The 15,747-nt window shown below is 71.0% G+C and carries 14 protein-coding genes; 11 read left to right on the forward strand and 3 right to left on the reverse strand.

The window, feature by feature from the left end; translation table 11 throughout:
* Nucleotides 1-77: 77 nt before the first annotated feature.
* From yajC to HG542_RS24145, 5 genes are all read left to right on the forward strand, one after another.
* Entirely contained in the window at nt 78-623 is a 546-nt protein-coding gene (yajC, locus tag HG542_RS24125) for a preprotein translocase subunit YajC (RefSeq protein WP_171084819.1), read from the forward strand.
* Nucleotides 624-774: 151 nt separating this feature from the next.
* Complete coding sequence (gene secD, locus HG542_RS24130; protein ID WP_171084821.1) at nt 775-2,541, forward strand: protein translocase subunit SecD; 1,767 nt, start codon at nt 775-777, stop codon at nt 2,539-2,541.
* Between the two features lies 1 nt (nt 2,542).
* Entirely contained in the window at nt 2,543-3,676 is a 1,134-nt protein-coding gene (gene secF, locus HG542_RS24135) for a protein translocase subunit SecF (RefSeq protein WP_171084823.1), read from the forward strand.
* On the forward strand, nt 3,673-4,239 hold the full coding sequence (locus HG542_RS24140; RefSeq protein ID WP_227724671.1) for an adenine phosphoribosyltransferase: 567 nt from the start codon (nt 3,673-3,675) through the stop codon (nt 4,237-4,239). The genes secF and HG542_RS24140 overlap by 4 nt, the downstream gene beginning before the upstream one ends.
* A gap of 164 nt (nt 4,240-4,403) precedes the next feature.
* Entirely contained in the window at nt 4,404-6,914 is a 2,511-nt protein-coding gene (locus HG542_RS24145) for a RelA/SpoT family protein (RefSeq protein WP_171084824.1), read from the forward strand.
* 82 nt (nt 6,915-6,996) lie between these two features.
* Here HG542_RS24145 and HG542_RS24150 read toward each other — a convergent pair whose 3' ends face one another.
* Nucleotides 6,997-8,226 (reverse strand): DUF349 domain-containing protein, encoded by a 1,230-nt coding sequence (locus HG542_RS24150; RefSeq protein WP_171084825.1) that lies wholly within the window; start codon nt 8,224-8,226, stop codon nt 6,997-6,999.
* A gap of 211 nt (nt 8,227-8,437) precedes the next feature.
* Complete coding sequence (locus tag HG542_RS24155) at nt 8,438-9,244, reverse strand: peptidylprolyl isomerase (protein WP_171084826.1); 807 nt, start codon at nt 9,242-9,244, stop codon at nt 8,438-8,440.
* A gap of 202 nt (nt 9,245-9,446) precedes the next feature.
* On the opposite strand from HG542_RS24155, the gene HG542_RS24160 reads away from it, so the two are divergent.
* The 4 genes from HG542_RS24160 (at nt 9,447) to HG542_RS24175 (ending at nt 13,587) form a co-directional block, all read left to right on the forward strand.
* On the forward strand, nt 9,447-10,157 hold the full coding sequence (locus HG542_RS24160) for an MBL fold metallo-hydrolase (RefSeq protein WP_171084828.1): 711 nt from the start codon (nt 9,447-9,449) through the stop codon (nt 10,155-10,157).
* Between the two features lie 11 nt (nt 10,158-10,168).
* Nucleotides 10,169-11,431, forward strand: a complete 1,263-nt coding sequence (gene hisS / locus HG542_RS24165; RefSeq protein ID WP_171084830.1) for a histidine--tRNA ligase — start codon at nt 10,169-10,171, stop codon at nt 11,429-11,431.
* Nucleotides 11,432-11,489: 58 nt separating this feature from the next.
* Entirely contained in the window at nt 11,490-12,140 is a 651-nt protein-coding gene (locus tag HG542_RS24170; protein ID WP_171084831.1) for a vitamin K epoxide reductase family protein, read from the forward strand.
* Nucleotides 12,141-12,228: 88 nt separating this feature from the next.
* The gene (locus tag HG542_RS24175) at nt 12,229-13,587 is read left to right on the forward strand and encodes a replication-associated recombination protein A (RefSeq protein ID WP_171084832.1); all 1,359 of its coding nucleotides are present in this window, start codon (nt 12,229-12,231) and stop codon (nt 13,585-13,587) included.
* A gap of 10 nt (nt 13,588-13,597) precedes the next feature.
* Here the strand turns inward: HG542_RS24175 and HG542_RS24180 are convergent, their stop codons facing one another.
* The gene (locus tag HG542_RS24180; RefSeq protein ID WP_171084833.1) at nt 13,598-14,314 is read right to left on the reverse strand and encodes a DUF2470 domain-containing protein; all 717 of its coding nucleotides are present in this window, start codon (nt 14,312-14,314) and stop codon (nt 13,598-13,600) included.
* A 188-nt stretch (nt 14,315-14,502) separates the two neighbouring features.
* On the opposite strand from HG542_RS24180, the gene rpsD reads away from it, so the two are divergent.
* Together rpsD and HG542_RS24190 are read left to right on the forward strand one after the other, a co-directional pair.
* Entirely contained in the window at nt 14,503-15,117 is a 615-nt protein-coding gene (gene rpsD / locus HG542_RS24185; RefSeq protein ID WP_171084834.1) for a 30S ribosomal protein S4, read from the forward strand.
* A 198-nt stretch (nt 15,118-15,315) separates the two neighbouring features.
* Complete coding sequence (locus HG542_RS24190; protein ID WP_227724677.1) at nt 15,316-15,747, forward strand: DUF948 domain-containing protein; 432 nt, start codon at nt 15,316-15,318, stop codon at nt 15,745-15,747.

A 15,747-nucleotide genomic window follows, 5' to 3' on the forward strand; every position in this document is an offset into this window, starting at 1 on the left:
TCCTTATCGGTGCGGCATACCACCCCCGTAGACCAGGCCGTGTCCCCATCGCGGTCGTGTGAAGGAAACCCCGTCCCGTGAATATCGTGAGTCTCCTGCCGTTCATCGTGCTCATCGGGGCCATGTTCCTGATGACCCGGTCGGCCAAGAACAAGCAGCGCCAGGCGGCGCAGATGCGCGACCACATGCAGCCGGGCACCGGCGTGCGGACGATCGGCGGCATGTACGCGACCGTCAAGGAGGTCAACGACGACACGGTCCTCCTGGAGGTCGCCCCGGGCGTTCACGCGATCTACGCGAAGAACTCCATCGGCGCCGTCCTGGAGGATGCCGAGTACAACCGCATCGTCCACGGCATCGAGCCCGGCGAGACGGTCGTCCCCGACGATGTCTCCTCGCTGACCGGGGCCGAGGCCGAGGCCACCCAGGCCGAGGAGACCGGGGCCGCGGCCGAGGCCGCCGAGGGCGAGCCGAAGACGGATCTGAGCAAGAAGACCGACCTGGGCAAGGAGACCGCCGCCGCGGCCGGCTCCGAGAACCCGGCCGACAAGGCCGACCAGCCCGGCGAGTCCGCCGAGGGGACGAAGGACGCCAAGCGCGACGGCGACGCCGACGCGAAGTAGCCGTGTCACGGAACCGCGGAGCACCCATGGAGCGGTGCACCGCGGTTCCGCTGCGGTCGTCTAGGCTCCGGCGGGGGCAGGTCCCCACAAGACTTCGTGGCCGCCCGGCGCACACCCGACGCCCGGCGGTTGGACAGGGAGAAACGACAAGGTGGCAGCACCGAAGAAGGGCCGCAGGTCCCCGGGCGGCCAGGGCAGGCCGGGCAGAGTCCTGGCCTTCATCCTGATCGCCATGGTGGCGCTGACCGGGGGGATGTTCGCCTCCGGGCACACCACGCCGCGGCTGGGCATCGACCTCGCGGGCGGCACCAGCTTCACGCTGGAGGCCAAGAACCAGCCCGGCAGGCCCAACGCGATCAACCAGACCAACATGAACACCGCCGTCGGCATCATCGAGCGGCGTGTGAACGGTCTGGGTGTCTCGGAGGCCGAGGTCCAGACCCAGGGCGGCCGGCACATCATCGTGAACATCCCGCGCGGGACGAACGCGAAGCAGGCCCGTGAGCAGGTGGGCACCACAGCCCAGCTCGGCTTCCGGCCCGTGCTGGTGTCGACCTCCGGTGCCAAGGCCCCCGAGCCCACGCCCAGTGCCTCGGGCGGCTCCAAGGACAAGGGCGACAAGAGCAAGCCCTCCGGCTCGCCCTCGCCGTCCGCGAGCGCCAGCACCCAGGGCCGTGCCGTCACCGACGCCCTGAAGGCCTCCGGCCCCTCGGCGACGCCGTCCGCCTCCGCCTCGCCGGACGGCAAGAGCGACGGCAAGAAGGACGACCAGAAGGCGCCCACGCCCAGCCCGTCCGCCACGGACATGGCCTCCCTGCAGAAGAAGCTCGACGCGGTCGACTGCTCCACCAAGGAGGGCCGCTCCGACGCCGCCAAGGCGGCGGCCAACGCGGCGCCCACCGACACCATCGTCGCGTGCCGCAAGGACGGCGGGGTCAAGGAGATCCTCGGCCCGGTGTCCGTCGAGGGCACCGGCGTCAGCAGCGCCAACGCCGCCTTCGACAGCCAGACCGGCAAGGGCTGGCTCGTCCAGCTGAAGTTCACCTCGGCCGGTTCGAAGAAGTTCGCCGCGGTCACCGGCCAGCTCGCCAGCAAGGCGCCGCCGCAGAACCAGTTCGCGATCGTCCTCGACGGCGAGGTCGTCTCCGACCCGTCGGTCAGCACCTCGATCGTCGGCGGCCAGGCGGAGATCTCCGGCAACTTCACCCAGCAGAGCGCCCAGGACCTGGCCAACGTGCTGTCCTACGGTGCCCTGCCGCTGTCCTTCGACGTGGTCAACGAGACCACCGTGACCGCCGCGCTCGGCGGCGAGCAGCTGAACGCCGGTCTGATCGCCGGTGCCATCGGTCTCGCCCTGGTGATCGTCTACCTGGTGGCGTACTACCGCGGTCTCGCGCTCGTCGCCCTCGCCAGCCTCCTGTGCTCGGCGATCCTCACCTACACGATCATGGTCCTGCTGGGCCCGGCCATCGGCTTCGCGCTGAACCTGCCGGCCGTGTGCGGTGCCATCGTGGCGATCGGCATCACCGCCGACTCGTTCATCGTCTACTTCGAACGCATCCGTGACGAGATCCGCGAGGGCCGCAGCCTGCGGCCGGCCGTGGAGCGCGGCTGGCCGCGGGCCCGCCGCACCATCCTCGTCTCGGACTTCGTCTCCTTCCTGGCCGCCGCGGTGCTGTTCATCGTCACCGTCGGCAAGGTGCAGGGCTTCGCGTTCACCCTCGGTCTGACCACGCTGCTCGACGTCGTCGTGGTCTTCCTCTTCACCAAGCCGCTCATGACGCTCCTCGCCCGCCGCAAGTTCTTCGCCAGCGGCCACCCGTGGTCCGGGCTCGACCCCCAGCGGCTCGGCGCCCGGCCGCCGCTGCGGGCCTCCCGCCGCCGTCCCTCCGCCACCGTCGACCCGAAGGAGGCGTGAGATGTCGCGACTCGGCACTCTCGGCGCCCGGCTCTACCGCGGCGAGGTCGGCTACGACTTCGTCGGCAAGCGGAAGATCTGGTACGGCATCTCGATCCTCATCACCATCACGGCCATCGTCGGCCTGTCGGTGCGCGGCCTGAACATGGGCATCGAGTTCAAGGGCGGCGCGGTCTTCACCACGCCCAAGACCTCCGTCTCGGCGGAGCAGGCCCGGCTGACGGCGCAGAACGCCTCCGGGCACTCGGCCACCGTCCAGAAGCTCGGTGACAAGACCCTGCGGGTCCAGGTCAGCGAGCTGAGCACGGACCAGTCGCGCAAGACGCAGGAGGCGCTGGCCAAGAAGCTGGACGTCTCGACGAACAAGATCAACACGGACATCGTCGGCCCCAGCTGGGGCGACCAGATCGCCAACAAGGCCTGGACGGGCCTGGGCGTGTTCATGGTCCTCGTGGTGATCTACCTGGCGATCGCGTTCGAGTGGCGCATGGCGCTCGCCGCCCTGATCGCCCTGGTCCACGACCTCACGATCACCGTCGGCATCTACGCCCTGGTCGGCTTCGAGGTCACCCCGGGCACCGTGATCGGTCTGCTGACCATCCTCGGTTACTCGCTCTACGACACCGTCGTCGTCTTCGACGGCCTCAAGGAGAGCGCGAAGGGCATCACCAAGCAGACCCGCTTCACCTACAGCGAGCTCGCCAACCGCAGCCTCAACGGCACGCTGGTGCGGTCGATCAACACCACGGTCGTCGCCCTGCTGCCGGTGGCCGGACTGCTGTTCATCGGCGGCGGCGTGCTGGGTGCGGGCATGCTCAACGACATCTCGCTCGCCCTGTTCGTCGGCCTCGCGGCCGGTGCCTACTCGTCGATCTTCATCGCCACCCCGCTGGTCGCCGACCTCAAGGAGCGCGAGCCGCAGATGCGGGCCCTCAGCAAGCGGGTGCTCGCCCGCCGGGCCGCCGCGGCCGCCAAGGCCGACTCCGGCGAGGACACCGGCCTGCAGGACGCCGACGACGCCGACGGCGAGGAGCCGGAGGACGCCTCCCCGGCCGGAGTCGTCGGCCAGCGCCGCCAGGACGGGGGCCGCAGCCGCGGCAACCGCGGCGGCCGTCCCTCGGGGAGGCGCCAGTGAGCACCCTCCGTCCCGAGGACACCGGCCAGGAGCTGCGTGAGCTGCTGCTCAGCCGCATTATCGACGTCCCCGACTACCCGAAGCCGGGCGTGACGTTCAAGGACATCACCCCGCTGCTCGCCGACGCCACGGCGTTCGGCGCACTGACCGAGGCCTTCGCCGGGCTGTGCGAGCGCGTCCAGGCGGACAAGGTCGTCGGCCTGGAGGCCCGCGGCTTCATCCTCGGAGCCCCGGTGGCCGTCCGGGCGGGCCGCGGCTTCGTCCCCGTCCGCAAGGCCGGCAAGCTGCCGGGCGCGACCCTGGCCCAGGCGTACGAGCTGGAGTACGGCACGGCCGAGGTCGAGATACACGCCGACGCACTGAAGCCGGGCGACCGGGTGCTCGTCATCGACGACGTCCTGGCCACCGGCGGCACGGCCGAGGCCGCGCTGCAGCTGATCCGCCGCTCGGGCGCCCAGGTGGCGGGCGTCGGCATGCTGATGGAGCTCGGTTTCCTGCCGGGCCGCCGGCGGCTGGAGGCAGCCCTGCAGGGCGCGCCCCTGGAGGTCCTGATCACGGTCTGACCGGCCGGCACGGACAGCGAGGCGGGCACCGGGGAGCACCCCGGTGCCCGCCTCCGTCGTTCCTCCGGTCGCGGGCGAGCGGCGTTCCCCCGGCCGGGATCGATACCATGGCAGTCCGGACGTCCGGACCTGATCGGGGGGCCGGACACCCCTGAGGAGTGCTCTTGCCAGACGAGGCCCAGCCGCTCACCGCCGCCCAGCAGGACAAAACGGCTCGCGAGGCCGCGGCGGCCGCGGGCACGCCCACGGGCCGCCCGCAGGGCCCGGACGGGCCCGCGCAGGCTCCCGCCCCGGACGGACGCGGCGAGAAGACCGCAGGCGAGGCCCGCCCGGCCCCCGCCCCGGTCCGGTCCGCCCCCGTGCAGGGCCCCGCGCCCCGCCCCGGCTCCTCCAGCCGGGTCCGCGCCCGGCTCGCCCGCCTCGGCGTCCAGCGCCAGAGCCCGTACAACCCCGTGCTCGAACCGCTGCTGCGCATCGTCCGCGGCAACGACCCGAAGGCCGACGTCGCCACGCTGCGCCAGATCGAGCGCGCCTACCAGGTCGCCGAGCGCTGGCACCGCGGCCAGAAGCGCAAGAGCGGCGACCCGTACATCACCCACCCGCTGGCCGTCACCACGATCCTCGCCGAACTGGGCATGGATCCGGCCACGTTGATGGCGGGCCTGCTGCACGACACCGTCGAGGACACCGAGTACGGCCTCGACACCCTGCGCCGCGACTTCGGCGACCAGGTCGCCCTGCTCGTCGACGGCGTCACCAAGCTCGACAAGGTCAAGTTCGGCGAGGCCGCCCAGGCCGAGACCGTGCGCAAGATGGTCGTCGCCATGGCCAAGGACCCGCGCGTCCTGGTCATCAAGCTCGCCGACCGGCTGCACAACATGCGCACGATGCGCTACCTCAAGCGGGAGAAGCAGGAGAAGAAGGCCCGCGAGACGCTGGAGATCTACGCCCCGCTGGCGCACCGGCTGGGCATGAACACCATCAAGTGGGAGCTGGAAGACCTCGCCTTCGCGATCCTCTACCCCAAGATGTACGACGAGATCGTGCGTCTGGTGGCCGAGCGGGCCCCCAAGCGGGACGAGTACCTGGCGACCGTCATCGACGAGGTGCAGTCCGACCTGCGCGCCGCCCGCATCAAGGCCACCGTCACCGGGCGCCCGAAGCACTACTACAGCGTCTACCAGAAGATGATCGTGCGCGGCCGCGACTTCGCCGAGATCTACGACCTGGTGGGCATCCGCGTCCTCGTCGACACCGTCCGCGACTGCTACGCGGCGCTGGGCACCGTCCACGCCCGCTGGAACCCGGTTCCGGGGCGGTTCAAGGACTACATCGCGATGCCCAAGTTCAACATGTACCAGTCGCTGCACACGACGGTCATAGGGCCCAGCGGCAAGCCCGTCGAGCTGCAGATCCGCACCTTCGACATGCACCGCCGCGCCGAGTACGGCATCGCCGCGCACTGGAAGTACAAGCAGGAGGCCGTCGCCGGAGCCTCCAAGATCCGTACCGATGTGCCCAGGAACGCCGGCAAGAACCAGGACACCGTCAACGACATGGCCTGGCTGCGGCAGTTGCTCGACTGGCAGAAGGAGACCGAGGACCCGGGCGAGTTCCTGGAGTCCCTGCGCTTCGACCTCTCCCGCAACGAGGTCTTCGTCTTCACGCCCAAGGGCGACGTCATAGCGCTGCCCGCCGGGGCCACCCCGGTCGACTTCGCGTACGCCGTGCACACCGAGGTCGGCCACCGCACGATAGGCGCGCGGGTCAACGGGCGCCTGGTACCGCTCGAATCGACCCTGGACAACGGCGACCTGGTCGAGGTCTTCACCTCCAAGGCCCCCGGCGCCGCCCCCTCGCGCGACTGGCTGGGCTTCGTCAAGTCCCCGCGCGCCCGCAACAAGATCCGCGCCTGGTTCTCCAAGGAACGCCGCGACGAGGCCATCGAGCAGGGCAAGGACGCCATCGCGCGGGCCATGCGCAAGCAGAACCTGCCGATCCAGCGGATCCTGACGGGCGACTCGCTCGTCACCCTCGCGCACGAGATGCGCTACCCCGACATCTCCTCCCTCTACGCCGCCATCGGCGAGGGCCATGTCGCCGCCCAGGGCGTGGTGCAGAAGCTCGTCCAGGCGCTCGGCGGCGAGGACGCGGCGACGGAGGACATCGAGGAGACCGCCCCGATCAGAACGCGCTCCAAGCGCCGCTCCACCGCGGACCCGGGCGTGGTCGTCAAGGGCGTCGACGACGTATGGGTCAAGCTGGCCCGCTGCTGCACGCCCGTACCGGGCGACCCCATCATCGGCTTCGTCACCCGCGGCAACGGCATCTCCGTGCACCGCGCCGATTGCGTCAACGTCGACTCGCTCTCCCAGCAGCCCGAGCGGATCATCGACGTCGAGTGGGCGCCCACCCAGTCGTCGGTCTTCCTGGTCGCCATCCAGGTCGAGGCCCTGGACCGGTCGCGGCTGCTGTCGGACGTCACGCGCGTCCTGTCGGACCAGCACGTCAACATCCTCTCCGCGGCCGTGCAGACGTCCCGCGACCGGGTGGCCACCTCGCGCTTCACCTTCGAGATGGGCGACCCCAAGCACCTCGGCCATGTGCTGAAGGCGGTGCGTGGCGTCGAGGGTGTCTACGACGTCTACCGCGTGACCTCAGCCCGCAGGCCGTAAGCGGAATACGGCGGACATGAGTAAGCGGACATGAGTAAGGGGCGCCGGCCTTGGCCGACGCCCCTTACCTTCTGCCGACGGCTCAGCCGCCGAACTCCTCAAGCCCCTTCAGGGCCTGGTCCAGCAGAGCCTTGCGGCCCTCCAGCTCCTTGGCGAGCTTGTCCGCCTTGGCGGTGTTGCCCGCGGCACGCGCCTTGTCGACCTGCTCCTGGAGCTTGTCGACCGCGGCCTGGAGCTGCCCGGTCAGGCCGGCCGCACGGGCCCGCGCCTCCGGGTTCGTGCGCCGCCACTCCGACTCCTCGGCGTCCTGGATGGCGCGCTCGACCGCGTGCATCCGGCTCTCGATCTTCGGCCGGGCGTCCCGCGGCACGTGGCCGATGGCCTCCCAGCGCTCGTTGATCGAACGGAACGCGGCGCGCGCCGCCTTGAGGTCCGTGACGGGGAGCAGCTTCTCGGCCTCCGCGGCCAGCTCCTCCTTGAGCGTGAGGTTGCCGGCCTGCTCGGCGTCGCGCTCGGCGAAGACCTCGCTGCGGGCCTGGAAGAAGACGTCCTGCGCGCCGCGGAAGCGGGCCCACAGCTCGTCCTCGGCCTCGCGCTGGGCGCGGCCCGCGGACTTCCAGTCCTGCATCAGCTCGCGGTAACGGGCGGCCGTGGGGCCCCAGTCCGTGGACCCCGAGAGCGCCTCCGCCTCGGCGACCAGCTTCTCCTTGGCCTTGCGGGCGTCCTCGCGCTGCGCGTCCAGCGAGGCGAAGTGGGCCTTGCGCCGCTTGGAGAACGCCGAGCGGGCGTGCGAGAAGCGGTGCCACAGCTCGTCGTCCGTCTTGCGGTCCAGCCGCGGCAGGCCCTTCCAGGTGTCGACCAGGGCGCGCAGCCGCTCGCCCGCCGACCGCCACTGCTCGCTGGCCGCCAGCTCCTCGGCCTCGGCGACCAGCGCCTCCTTGGCCGTACGGGCCTCCTCGGACTGCTTCGCCTTCGCCGCCTTGCGCTCCTCGCGGCGCGACTCGACGACCGCGACGAGAGCGTCCAGCCGCTTGCGCAGCGCGGCCAGATCGCCGACCGCGTGGTGCTCGTCGACCTGGGTGCGCAGATGCTCGATGGCGGTCATCGCATCCTTGGCCGACAGGTCGGTGGTCCTCACCCGTCGCTCGAGGAGGCCGATCTCGACGACCAGGCCGTCGTACTTGCGCTCGAAGTAAGCGAGAGCCTCCTCCGGGGAACCCGCCTGCCACGAGCCGACGACCTTCTCGCCGTCGGCGGTACGCACGTACACGGTCCCCGTCTCATCGACGCGGCCCCATGGGTCGCTGCTCACAGCGCCTCCTCCACATGATGCCGGGGCCGGCGTGCGGCCCTCGCGCATCGTCCACAGTTGTTCCGGGCGGGGCCGCGCCCCGACCGGTCCGACGGCTTGATCATCTGGGTGCGGGCAGCCGTCGGAGCAGGCACCCTACACAACGCCAACATAGGCGAACGGCGGCCCGGCTGTCCGTATCCCGCGCGACCGAAATTTCGCCTTCCGTGCGTCAGGACTTGGTCACGGACGCCTTGTCGATCACCACGGTCGCGTTCGGTGCGCCGTCACCCGCGCCCGACTGCTCACCGGCGCCGGCGATCTTCTTGAGGGTCTTCATGCCCTCCTCGCCGATCGTGCCGAACGGCGTGTACTGCGGGGGCAGCTGGCTGTCCTGGTACACGAGGAAGAACTGGCTCCCGCCGGTGTGCGGCTGGCCGGTGTTGGCCATCGCGATCGTGCCCGCCGGGTAGACGTTGCCCTTGAGCTTCGGGTCCTTGAGGTTCTCGTCGGGCAGCGTGTAGCCGGGGCCGCCCTGTCCGGTGCCCTTGGGGTCGCCGCACTGCAGGACGTAGATCCCGCTGGTGGTCAGGCGGTGGCACCTGGAGTGGTCGAAGAAGCCCTCACCCGCCAGGAAGTTGAACGAGTTGACCGTGTGCGGGGCGTTCTCCGCATCGAGCTTGACGTCGATGGTGCCGCAGGTCGTGTTCAGCTTCATCGCGTACGACGCCGACTTGTCGACGGTCATCTCCGGCTCGGACTTCCACGTCTTCGCGGAGGGCGAGCCCGGCGCCGGCTTGGCGCACGGGTCCGGCTTCGCACTGGGCGAGGACTCGGCGGCGTCGGCCCTGTCCTTCTTGCTGCCGTCGAAAGCGCCCGCGGCGTACGCGCCGCCGCCCGCGGCCACCACCGCGGCGAGGCCCGCGGCGATCACCGCGTTGCGCCGGCGGGCCTTGCGCCGGGCCGCCTCGCGGCGCTGCTGCTGACGCTCGAACTTCTCACGGGCGAGCTGCCGCCGCCGCTGCTCGTTACTGACCACCGGGTCGTCTCCTCGTAACCGTCTCGTCCGTGACTGTCGGTGTCACTGTTCATCCGCCGTGCCACTGAGCCGCGAATCGCAGGCGTGTCCGTACCGTATACGGGTTCGCGGCTGCGGGAGCGGCGCCGGTAGGCTCTGAGGGGCCGGATCCCCTCGACGGGGCTCCTGCCGAACCTCTGCCGGCCGACATTTAAGGACGAACGTGCTCATTGCCGGGTTCCCCGCCGGGGCCTGGGGGACCAACTGCTATCTGGTCGCCCCGGCCGCAGGCGAGGAGTGCGTGATCATCGACCCGGGCCACCAGGCGGCCCAGGGCGTCGAGGAGACGCTGAAGAAGCATCGGCTCAAGCCCGTCGCCGTCGTCCTCACCCACGGCCATCTCGACCACGTCGCCTCGGTCGTCCCGGTGTGCGGCGCCCATGACGTCCCGGCCTGGATCCACCCCGCCGACCGCTACATGATGAGCGACCCGGAGAAGGCGCTCGGCCGCTCCATCGGGGCGCACCTCATGGGCGAGCTGACGGTGGGGGAGCCGGACGACCTCAAGGAGCTGTCCGACGGTGCCCGTCTCGACCTCGCGGGCCTGGAGTTCACCGTCGCGCACGCACCGGGCCATACCAAGGGGTCGGTGACCTTCCGGCTCCCCGAGACCTCCGAGATCCCCTCGGTGTTCTTCTCGGGCGACCTGTTGTTCGCCGGCTCCATCGGACGCACCGACCTGCCCGGCGGTGACCACGCCGAGATCCTCCAGTCGCTGGCCCGTGTGTGCCTGCCGCTCGACGACTCGACCGTGGTGCTGTCCGGCCACGGCCCCCAGACGACCATCGGCCAGGAGCGCGCCGCCAACCCGTATCTGCGGGAAGTGGCCGCCGGCCTCGGAGCCGCACACCCGGCTCCGCGACGAGGAATGTGACGAAAGTTTCCGTGAGCACCTTCAAGGCCCCCAAGGGCACCTACGACCTGACCCCGCCCGACTCCGCGGTCTACCTGGCCGTGCGCGAGGCCATCGCCGCGCCGGTCCGGCGCGCCGGCTACGGCTACATCGAGACCCCCGGCTTCGAGCAGGTCGAGCTGTTCTCCCGGGGCGTCGGCGAGTCCACCGACATCGTGACCAAGGAGATGTACACCCTCACCACGCGCGGCGGCGACCAGCTCGCCCTGCGCCCCGAGGGCACCGCCTCCGTGCTGCGCGCCGCGCTGGAGGCCAACCTCCACAAGGGCGGCAACCTGCCGGTCAAGCTCTGGTACTCCGGCTCGTACTACCGCTACGAGCGCCCGCAGGCCGGCCGGTACCGCCACTTCTCGCAGGTCGGTGCCGAGGCCATCGGTGCCGAGGACCCGGCCCTGGACGCCGAGCTGATCATCCTGGCCGTCGACGCCTACAAGTCGCTGGGCCTGCGGAACTTCCGCCTGCTGCTGAACTCGCTCGGCGACAAGGAGTGCCGCCCCGCCTACCGCGCCGCGCTGCAGGACTTCCTGCGCGGGCTCGACCTGGACGAGGACACCCGCCGCCGCATCGACATCAACCCGCTGCGCGTGCTGGACGACAAGCGCGAGTCCGTGCAGCAGCAGCTCGTGGGCGCCCCCATGCTCCGCGACCACCTGTGCGAGGCCTGCAAGGCGTACCACGAGCAGGTGCGCGAGCTGCTGACCGCGGCGGGCGTCGCCTTCGAGGACGACCCCAAGCTGGTGCGCGGCCTCGACTACTACACCCGCACCACCTTCGAGTTCGTCCACGACGGCCTCGGTTCGCAGTCCGCCGTCGGCGGCGGCGGGCGCTACGACGGCCTGTCCGAGATGATCGGCGGCCCCGCGCTGCCGTCCGTCGGCTGGGCGCTCGGCGTCGACCGCACGGTCCTCGCGCTCAAGGCCGAGGGCATCGAGCTCGAACTGCCCGCCCCCACCCAGGTCTTCGCGGTGCCGCTCGGCGAGGAGGCCCGCACGAAGCTCTTCGGCCTGGTGACGGAGCTGCGCCGCGCGGGCGTCGCCACCGACTTCGCCTTCGGCGGCAAGGGTCTGAAGAACGCCATGAAGTCGGCCAACCGCTCGGGCGCGCGCTACGCGCTCGTCGCGGGCGAGCGCGACCTCGCGGACGGTGTGGTGCAGCTCAAGGATCTGGAAAGCGGTGAGCAGCGGCCCGTCGCCTTCGACACTGTCGTGAGTGAACTCCTGGCTGCACAGGGCTGATTGTCGGGCCCCTGGTGCACAATGGCTGCAACGACGGACTGATGGGATCCACGGCACTATGACCACTTCGGCACTGGACCGTTCCGACACCGACGGCGCGGAGCGGGACGGCCCCGCCCCGGGGGCCGTGGGCGGCAGCCGGGCCTTCGCCTGGATGCTTGTGATCACCAGCGCCGCAGGGGTGCTCGCCTCCTGGGTCATCACGCTCGACAAGTTCAAGCTGCTCGAGGACCCGAACTTCGTCCCCGGCTGCAGCCTCAACCCCATCGTCTCCTGCGGCAACATCATGTCGAGCCCGCAGGCGAAGGCCTTCGGGTTCCCCAACCCGATGCTGGGGCTCGTCTGTTACGGCGTGATCCTGGCGGTCGGCACGGGCCTGCTGGCCGGTGCCCGCTTCCGCCGCTGGTACTGGCTGGGGATGGAGGCCGGCTGCCTCTTCGGCGTCGGCTTCGTCTCCTGGCTGCAGTACCAGTCGCTGTACGTCATCGGGTCGCTGTGCCTGTGGTGCTGCCTGGCCTGGGTCGCCACGATCGTGATGTTCTGGTACGTCACCGTGCAGAACATCCGGCACGGCTTCATCCCCGCCCCGGCCGGCCTCAAGCGGGCGCTGCTGGAGTTCCACTGGGTGCTGCCGGTGCTGCACGTCGGCATCATCGGCATGCTGATCCTCACCAAGTGGTGGTGGTTCTGGACGGGCGGCACGGCCTGACCGCCCGCCTCCCGCAGCTGTCCTGATCAACGCCGTCGGACCTCCCGGTCCGGCGGCGTTGTCAGTCCTGTGGCTTAGGGTTTCCGGCGTGGAGCCCGACCTGTTCACCGCAGCCGCAGAGGACCGCCAGGAGAAGGATCCGGCGAGCAGTCCGCTGGCCGTCCGCATGCGCCCCCGCACCCTCGACGAGGTCGTGGGGCAGCAGCACCTGCTCAAGCCCGGCTCGCCCCTGCGGCGGCTGGTGGGGGAGGGCAGCGGCGGCCCCGCCGGGCCGTCCTCGGTGATCCTCTGGGGCCCGCCCGGCATCGGCAAGACGACCCTGGCGTATGTCGTCAGCCAGGCCACGAACAAGCGCTTCGTGGAGCTCTCCGCGATCACCGCGGGCGTCAAGGAGGTCCGGGCCGTCATCGACGGCGCCCGCCGCGCCTCCGGCGGGTACGGCAAGGAGACGGTCCTCTTCCTGGACGAGATCCACCGCTTCAGCAAGGCCCAGCAGGACTCCCTGCTGCCGGCCGTCGAGAACCGCTGGGTCACCCTCATCGCGGCGACCACGGAGAACCCGTACTTCTCCGTCATCTCCCCGCTGCTCTCCCGCTCCCTGCTGCTGACGCTCCAGGCCCTCACCGACGACGACCTGCGCGGCCTCGTCCACCGCGCGCTCACCGACGAGCGGGGGCTCGGCGGTGCGGTGACCCTCGACGCGGACGCGGAGGCGCACCTGCTGCGCATCGCGGGCGGCGACGCCCGGCGTGCCCTCACCGCCCTGGAGGCGGGCGCGGGCTCGGCCATCGCCAAGGGCGAGTCCGAGGTCACCCTGGAGACCCTGGAGGACTCGGTCGACCGTGCGGCGGTGAAGTACGACCGCGCGGGCGATCAGCACTACGACGTCGCCAGCGCGCTCATCAAGTCCATCCGCGGCTCGGACGTCGACGCCACGCTGCACTACCTGGCCCGGATGATCGAGGCGGGGGAGGACCCCCGGTTCATCGCCCGGCGGCTGATGATCTCGGCGAGCGAGGACGTCGGCCTGGCCGACCCGACGGCTCTGCAGACGGCCGTGGCCGGCGCCCAGGCCGTGGCGCTCATCGGCTTCCCGGAGGCCCGCATCGTCCTGAGCCAGGTCGCCGTGGCGCTGGCCCTCGCGCCGAAGTCGAATGCCGCGTACCTGGCGATCGACGCCGCCCTCGCCGATGTCCGGGCGGGCCTCGCAGGGCCCGTGCCGCCGCATCTGCGGGACGGGCACTACAAGGGCGCGGAGAAGCTGGGGCATGCGCAGGGGTATGTGTATCCGCACGACGTGCCGGGGGGTATCGCCGCGCAGCAGTACGCGCCGGACGCGATCCACGGCAAGCGGTACTACGAGCCGACGCGGTACGGGGCCGAGGCGAGGTATGCCGATGTCGTCGAGCGGGTGCGGGACCGCTTGCGCGGCGGTGCGGAGGGCTGAGGCCCGGTCCCTACTCGGCCGCCGCCTCGAACAGCGTGCGCATCGCCCTGCGCAGCCCCGCGATGTCGCGGACCGGCTCCGGGAACTCGAAGCGGGCGTCGAAGGAGCGGTCCGCCGCGGTGCCGTCGCCGCGGCCGCGCGTGAAGCGCACGCGGAAGCCGAAGCGGTCCAGGGCCAGCGGCACGGCGCGGTCGCCCGCGGCGCGGGCCCCGTCGGCCTGTTCGCCCAGCAGGGAGTACAGGCCCAGCATCTGCTCGTCGTGGGACGAGTGCAGGTGCTGCAGCAGCTCCGTCTCGTACTCCGCCAGCGGATCGGCGGCGGCCCGGGCGAACGCGTCCGGTTCCGCGTTCTCCACGCCCCACAGGTCGTCCACGCAGATGTCGCCGAGCTCCAGCCGCAGCATCATCCGCCCCGGCTCGGCGACCCCCGGCAGGCAGGTGAGCCAGCCGGAGAGCCAGGCGCGGCCGCGGATCCGGTTCGGCACCGAGACGGGGGCCACATCGGTCAGCTCCAGGACGGCCGCCAGTTCGTCCTCCACCGCGTGGGTGGCGGCCCGGACGGCGGGGGAGTCGGCGGGGAACACCAGCAGGACCTCGCCGTCGGGGCCCACCGTGCGGGCCTCGGGGACGAGCTGGTCGGGGCGCAGGACGTCGAGGCCGGAAATCAGCAGTGCTCCGGAGCATGTACTCTGTACGAGAGTTCGTGTGCGCTCGGCTGCTGACGGCATCCGTGCGATCTCAAGTCCGCTGGGACGCGGCTGACCACGATCTGATCGGACCTCCGTCATGTCGGCGCCATCGAGAGCGTCGGCTTTCTTCGTGCTGTCCGTGATGTGACCGGTGTTCCCCGGACGAGACATGCGATCTCCTTGAGTAAGGTGAGCCTAACCTAACCTACAACGGAGGTCTGGAGAACGTGCCTAACCAGTCGCGTCCCAAGGTCAAGAAGTCTCGTGCGCTCGGCATCGCCCTGACGCCGAAGGCCGTCAAGTACTTCGAGGCCCGCCCCTACCCGCCGGGCGAGCACGGCCGTGGCCGCAAGCAGAACTCGGACTACAAGGTCCGTCTGCTCGAGAAGCAGCGTCTGCGCGCCCAGTACGACATCAGCGAGCGCCAGATGGCCCGCGCCTACGACCGCGCCAAGAAGGCCGAGGGCAAGACGGGTGAGGCCCTGGTGGTCGAGCTCGAGCGCCGCCTCGACGCCCTGGTCCTGCGTTCGGGCATCGCCCGCACCATCTACCAGGCCCGTCAGATGGTCGTCCACGGCCACATCGAGGTCAACGGCCAGAAGGTCGACAAGCCGTCCTTCCGCGTCCGCCCCGACGACGTCGTGATGGTCCGCGAGCGCAGCCGCTCCAAGACCCTCTTCGAGACGGCCCGCGCCGGTGGCTTCGCCGCCGAGGGCGAGACCCCGCGCTACCTCCAGGTCAACCTGGCCGCGCTGGCGTTCCGCCTGGACCGCGAGCCGAACCGCAAGGAGATCCCCGTGATCTGCGACGAGCAGCTCGTCGTCGAGTACTACGCCCGTTGATCCGGCCGTAGGCTCCCTTTCTGCTCAGCCCGTCGTCTCCCCGGCCCCCGCGGCCGGCGAGCCGGCGGGCTTGCGCGTTCCCGGGCTCCGTCCGTACGGCCCTGCTGCGCGCGGTAATGCGGTACGGGGCCGCAGGTCCGGCGCGATAAGGTCGGAACCCGACGTTCGGTGAGATGCAACAGCAGGGAGCGGTGCAGCGTGTCCGGTGGAGAGGTGGCCGGGATCCTCGTGGCCGTCTTCTGGGCGATCCTCGTCTCGTTCATCGCCCTGGTGCTGGTCCGCCTCGCGCAGACGCTGAAGGCGGCCACCAGGCTGGTCGCCGAGGTCACCGAGCAGGCCGTGCCGCTGCTGGCCGACGCCTCCGCGACCGTGCGTTCCGCCAACACCCAGCTGGCCCGCGTCGACTCGATCGCCGCGGACGTCCAGGAGGTCACGGCCAACGCCTCGGCGCTGTCCTCGACCGTCTCCTCGGCCTTCGGCGGGCCGCTGGTCAAGGTCGCGGCCTTCGGCTACGGCGTCCGCCGTGCGATGGGCCGCCGCGACCGGGACGCCCCGCAGAGCACCGTCTTCGTCGGCAAGAGCCTGCCGTCCGCCCGGCGGGGCAGCCGCCGTACCCGTGGGAAGGGTTGA

The organism is Streptomyces morookaense, from assembly GCF_013030945.1.
GTDB lineage: Bacteria > Actinomycetota > Actinomycetes > Streptomycetales > Streptomycetaceae > Streptomyces > Streptomyces morookaensis.

Coding starts and splice junctions, on each gene's coding strand:
- secF (WP_171084823.1), top strand. CDS start 2,543: ATGTCGCGACTCGGCACTCTCGGCGCCCGGCTCTACCGCGGCGAGGTC.
- HG542_RS24170 (WP_171084831.1), top strand. CDS start 11,490: ATGACCACTTCGGCACTGGACCGTTCCGACACCGACGGCGCGGAGCGG.
- HG542_RS24180 (WP_171084833.1), bottom strand. CDS start 14,314: ATGCCGTCAGCAGCCGAGCGCACACGAACTCTCGTACAGAGTACATGC.